Source organism: Streptomyces sp. ICN903 (assembly GCF_022015835.1).
Classification (GTDB): domain Bacteria; phylum Actinomycetota; class Actinomycetes; order Streptomycetales; family Streptomycetaceae; genus Streptomyces; species Streptomyces fenghuangensis.
Window position 1 is genome coordinate 1 of sequence record NZ_JAKMAY010000374.1, and the last position, 4838, is coordinate 4838.

The 4838-nt window shown below is 69.3% G+C and carries 3 protein-coding genes; 2 read left to right on the top strand and 1 reads right to left on the bottom strand.

Annotated features, from left to right (window positions below; genetic code table 11):
* Positions 1–119: 119 nt before the first annotated feature.
* The gene (dnaE, locus tag L7D48_RS25875) at positions 120–3662 is read left to right on the top strand and encodes a DNA polymerase III subunit alpha (RefSeq protein WP_237883055.1); all 3543 of its coding nucleotides are present in this window, start codon (positions 120–122) and stop codon (positions 3660–3662) included.
* 88 nt (positions 3663–3750) lie between these two features.
* Here the strand turns inward: dnaE and L7D48_RS25880 are convergent, their stop codons facing one another.
* Positions 3751–3924, bottom strand: coding sequence for a hypothetical protein (locus L7D48_RS25880; protein ID WP_237883057.1), 174 nt, complete (start codon positions 3922–3924; stop codon positions 3751–3753).
* 308 nt (positions 3925–4232) lie between these two features.
* Between L7D48_RS25880 and L7D48_RS25885 the strand changes: the two genes are divergently transcribed.
* Positions 4233–4838: NYN domain-containing protein (locus L7D48_RS25885; RefSeq protein WP_237883059.1), on the top strand; the 606-nt coding region annotated here is incomplete at its 3' end.

Consider the following 4838-nt stretch of genomic DNA (forward strand, 5'->3'; position numbering starts at 1 on the left):
GGGACGCGCGGGGGCGGGCACGGCACCCGCCCGGCGGCGGGTCCCCGCCGCCCGCGGGACGTAGACTTCGGACCCGTTCAGGGAACCGCCGCACGCCCGCTCGTTGGAGGACATCCGCCGTGGCAAAACCGCCGTTCACACACCTGCACGTACACACGCAGTACTCCCTGCTGGACGGTGCGGCGCGGCTGAAGGACATGTTCGAGGCGTGTCAGGAGATGGGCATGACGCACATCGCCATGACCGACCACGGCAACCTCCACGGGGCCTACGACTTCTTCCAGCACGCCACCAAGGCCGGCGTCACGCCGATCATCGGCATCGAGGCGTACGTCGCCCCGCAGTCGCGGCGGTACAAGCGGCGCGTCCAGTGGGGCCAGCCCCACCAGAAGCGCGACGACGTCTCCGGCTCCGGCGGCTACACCCACAAGACGATCTGGGCCTCGAACAAGGCCGGTCTGCACAACCTCTTCCGGCTCTCCTCGGACGCCTACATGGAGGGCTTCTTCGTCAAGTGGCCCAGGACCGACCGGGAGATGATCGCCGAGTTCTCCGAGGGCCTGATCGCCTCCACCGGCTGCCCCTCGGGCGAGGTGCAGACCAGGCTGCGGCTCGGCCAGTTCGACGAGGCGCTCAAGGCCGCCTCCGACTACCAGGACATCTTCGGCAAGGGCCGCTACTTCCTGGAACTGATGGACCACGGCATCGAGATCGAGCGCCGGGTCCGCGACGGGCTGCTGGAGATCGGCAGGAAGCTGGGCATCCCCCCGCTGGTCACCAACGACAGCCACTACACCTACTCCCACGAGGCCGAGGCGCACGACGCGCTGCTGTGCATCCAGACCGGCAAGAACCTCTCCGACCCCGACCGCTTCCGGTTCGACGGCTCGGGCTACTACCTGAAGTCCGCGGAGGAGATGTACGCCATCGACTCCTCCGACGCCTGGCAGGAGGGCTGCCGCAACACCCTCCTGGTCGCCGAGCAGATCGACACCGAGGGATGGTTCGAGAAGCGGGACCTGATGCCCCGCTTCCCCGTGCCCGAGGGCCACACCGAGGAGTCCTGGTTCCGCGAGGAGGTCCGCCGCGGCATGGCCCGCCGGTACTCCGGCAACGTCCCCGAGGACCGGCAGAAGCAGGCCGACTACGAGATGGACGTCATCGTCCAGATGGGGTTTCCCGGCTACTTCCTGGTCGTCGCCGACTTCATCATGTGGGCCAAGAACAACGGCATCGCCGTCGGCCCCGGCCGAGGCTCCGCGGCCGGCTCGATCGTGGCGTACGCCATGGGCATCACCGACCTCGACCCGATCGAGCACGGGCTGATCTTCGAGCGGTTCCTCAACCCCGAGCGCGTGTCCATGCCCGATGTCGACATCGACTTCGACGAGCGCAGGCGCGGTGAGGTCATCCGCTACGTGACCGAGAAGTACGGCGCCGACAAGGTCGCCCAGATCGGCACCTACGGCACCATCAAGGCGAAGGCCGCGATCAAGGACTCCGCCCGTGTGCTCGGCTACCCGTACGCCATGGGCGACCGCATCACCAAGGCGATGCCCGCCGACGTCCTGGGCAAGGGCATCCCCCTGTCGGGCATCACCGACCCCAAGCACCCCCGCTACAACGAGGCGGGCGAGATCCGGGGGATGTACGAGAACGAGCCGGACGTGAAGAAGGTCATCGACGCCGCGCGCGGCATCGAGGGACTGGTGCGGCAGATGGGCGTGCACGCCGCGGGCGTGATCATGTCGAGCGAGCCGCTGATCGACCACGTGCCGGTCTTCAGCCCCAAGAACGACGGCTCGGTGGTCACCCAGTGGGACTACCCCACCTGTGAGTCGCTCGGCCTGCTGAAGATGGACTTCCTGGGCCTGCGCAACCTCACGATCATGGACGACGCCGTCAAGCTGGTGAAGGCCAACAAGGGCATCGACATCACCCTGCTCGACCTCACGCTGGACGACCCCAAGACCTTCGAGCTGCTCCAGCGCGGCGACACCCTGGGCGTCTTCCAGTTCGACGGCGGCCCCATGCGCTCCCTGCTGCGCATGATGAAGCCCGACAACTTCGAGGACATCTCCGCGGTCTCGGCCCTGTACCGGCCCGGCCCGATGGGCATGAACTCCCACATCAACTACGCGCTGCGCAAGAACGGGCAGCAGGAGATCACCCCGATCCACCCGGAGCTGGAGGAGCCTCTCAAGGAGGTCCTCGACATCACCTACGGCCTGATCGTCTACCAGGAGCAGGTGCAGAAGGCCGCCCAGGTGCTCGCCGGGTACAGCCTCGGGCAGGCCGACCTGCTGCGCCGGGCGATGGGCAAGAAGAAGAAGGAGGTCCTGGACGCCGAGTTCGTCAACTTCCAGAAGGGCGCCCGGGAGAAGGGCTACTCCGACGAGGCCATCCAGGCCGTGTGGGACGTGCTGGTGCCCTTCGCCGGATACGCCTTCAACAAGGCGCACTCCTCGGCGTACGGACTGGTCTCCTACTGGACGGCCTACCTCAAGGCGAACTACCCGGCCGAGTACATGGCCGCCCTGCTGACCTCGGTGCGCGACGACAAGGACAAGTCGGCGGTCTACCTCAACGAGTGCCGACGCATGGGCATCAAGGTGCTGCCGCCGGACGTCAACGAGTCCGAGGCGAACTTCACCCCGCGCGGCGACGACACGATCGTCTTCGGGCTGACCGCCGTGCGCAACGTCGGCCAGAACGTGGTGGACTCGATCGTCGCCTGCCGCAAGGCGAAGGGGAAGTACACCTCCTTCCCCGACTTCCTCGACAAGGTCGACGCGGTGGTGTGCAACAAGCGCACGGTCGAATCGCTGATCAAGGCCGGGGCCTTCGACGAGCTGGGCCACACCCGCAAGGGCCTGACCGCGCACTTCGAGACCATGATCGACAACGTGGTGCAGGTCAAGCGGAAGGAGGCCGAGGGACAGTTCGACCTCTTCGGCGGGATGGGGGAGGAGTCCTCCGACAGCGGCCCCGGCTTCGGCATGGACGTGGAGTTCTCCCCCGAGGAGTGGGACAAGAGCTACCTGCTCGCACAGGAGCGGGAGATGCTCGGCCTCTACGTCTCCGACCACCCGCTGTTCGGGCTCGAGCACGTGCTGTCCGACAAGACGGACGCGGCGATCTCCCAGCTCACCGGCGGCGACTTCTCCGACGGCTCGATCGTCACCATCGGCGGGATCATCTCCGGCCTCCAGCGGAAGATGACCAAGCAGGGCAACGCCTGGGCGATCGCCACCGTGGAGGACCTGGCGGGCTCGATCGACTGCATGTTCTTCCCCGCCACCTACCAGCTCGTCTCCACCCAGCTCGTGGAGGACGCGGTGGTCTTCGTCAAGGGGCGCCTGGACAAGCGCGAGGACATCCCCCGCCTGGTCGCCATGGAGCTGATGGTCCCCGACCTGTCGGACGCCGCCTCCGACGCGCCCGTCACCATCACCATCCCCACCGTCAAGGTCACCCCGCCGCTGGTGGAGAAGCTGGGGGAGGTGCTCACCCACCACCGCGGCTCCACCGAGGTGCGGGTCAGGCTCCAGGGCAGCCGCAAGACGACGGTGCTGCGCCTGGACCGGCACCGGGTCACCGCCGACCCCGCGCTCTTCGGCGACCTCAAGGCACTGCTCGGCCCCTCCTGCCTGGCCGGCTGAGACGGGCCGGACGCGCCACGGGGCGCCCCGGTCCTCACCGGGGCGCCCCGTGCGGTGACCGCCGCCGTACCGTGCGCGGCGGCCGGTGTCAGTTGTGGCCGAAACGCCTGCGGTGCTTGCGCGCCACGTCGGCGGGGGTGCCCTGCGCGGCCGGCTGCGTCCGCGCCATCCGCTCGGCGGTGGCCTTCGACTGCTCCTGCGTCTCCTCGGCGGCGGTGCGCCTGCCGTGCTCCTCGCGGTTCTCCTTCTTGCGCTTGCCCACGATCGCCTCCTGTGCGGATCTCGGAACGATGGGCCGTGCCCAGCGTCGCACGCGTTCGCACAGTGCGCATGTCGGGCGACAACCCTCGGTGGCCGCCCCTTCCGCCGGGAAGGGGCCGCCCGCACGGTGGACACCGGCCGCCCGCCACGCCGAAGATCGAGCCGGAGCCCATAAGCCCTGTACGGTCGGGCAGACTCGAAGCAGACTCCAAGGAGCGGGGCCGGGGCGAGCGCGGCGCGGCCGCGTCAGACGTCACCGGCCCCGGCGGCCGTACCGGTCGTGCCGGTCGTACCGAGAGTGGGTGGAGCGTGGACCGCTGCGTCGTCCTGGTGGACGCCGGGTATCTCCTGGGCGCCGCCGCGAGCCTCCTGGCGGGCGAGCCCGCGCGCTCCCGGATCACCGTGGACCACTCCGTGCTCATCCAGGGACTGCGCGAGCGCGCGGAGCTGGACACCGGCTGCCGGCTGCTGCGCATCTACTGGTTCGACGGCGCTCCCGACCGGGTGCCCCAGCCCGAGCACCGGCGGCTGCGGGTGATGCCGCGTGTGACGGTGCGGCTCGGCGCCCTCACCCGCAGCGAGGGGCGGTGGGCGCAGAAGGGCGTGGACGCCGCCATGCACGCCGAGCTGACGGAACTGGCCCGCAACCGCGCCTGCTCCGACATCGTGCTGGTCACCGGGGACGGCGACCTGCTGCCCGGGCTGATGTCCGCCAAGGAGCACGGAGTGGCCGTCCACCTGTGGGCGGTCCAGGCGGCCGACGGCGACTACAACCAGTCCGAGGACCTGGTGGCCGAGGCCGACGAGCGGCGCGTCCTGGACCGGGCCTGGATCACCCGCGCCGTACGGGCCAGGGACCTGACCGGGGTCTGCCCGCCCCAGCAGCCCGAGATCGCCGCCATCCTCTCCGCCCCG